The 816-nt window shown below is 54.9% G+C and carries 1 protein-coding gene and 1 pseudogene; both read right to left on the bottom strand.

Annotation, left to right across the window (positions count from 1 at the left end; translation table 11 throughout):
* Window positions 1-208, bottom strand: a 208-nt coding sequence (locus A3730_RS20495; protein ID WP_304439516.1) for a biotin/lipoyl-containing protein, incomplete at its 3' end; no start/stop codon positions are given.
* A gap of 52 nt (window positions 209-260) precedes the next feature.
* Window positions 261-816 (bottom strand): annotated as a pseudogene (gene aceE, locus A3730_RS20490) (pyruvate dehydrogenase (acetyl-transferring), homodimeric type); the annotation flags it as partial.

The following is an 816-nucleotide window of genomic DNA, read 5'->3' as shown; positions in this document are numbered from 1 at the left end:
CTTCCTTGACGCGATCACCCACCTTGACACTGATTGCAGCAACTTTTCCGCCCTGGGGCGCTGGCACTTCCACTGTTGCCTTGTCGGATTCCAGCACAATAATGGTGTCTTCGGCGTTAATGGTATCGCCAACTTTCACGCTGATCTCGATGACATCAACAGGATCACTGCTGCCCACATCGGGAACATGAATTTGCGTTTTACTCACACCTGAACTCCTTATAGTGAGATCACTGATCGATAATCAGTGATGGGTGCGATCAATGCATCACCGGATAGGGTTTATCCGTATTGATGCCATATTTCTCAATGGCCTGTTTCACCACCGCAGCCTCAACCTTGCCCTCTTTGCGCAAGGCATTCAGTGCCGCCAGCACCACGAAGTAACGATCCACTTCAAAGAAATGGCGTAACTTCTGGCGTGAGTCGCTGCGCCCGAAACCATCGGTACCCAGCACCGAATACGGGGCTTTCACCCAGGGGCGAATCTGGTCGGCAAAGGCGCGCATGTAATCAGTGGATGCGATCACTGGCCCGGCGCGACCCTCCAGGCATTTCTCTACCCAGTTAGGCCCTCGCTCTTTTTCCGGGTTGAGCATATCGTCGCGGTCCAGCTGAAGCCCTTCACGACGCAGCTCGTTGAAGCTGGTGACGCTCCACACATCCGCCGCCACACCGAAATCCTCTCGCAGCAAGTCCGCCGCCGCTTCCACTTCGCGCAATATCGTACCGCTGCCGAGCAGCTGAACCCGCAGGGTTTTCTTTGCTTTCGGTTTGCCTTCACGCAGCAGATACATGCCTTTGCGGATGCCTTCT

The sequence above is a fragment of the Alcanivorax sp. HI0044 genome (genome assembly GCF_001634945.1).
This window is presented reverse-complemented; position numbering and strand designations above follow the sequence as displayed.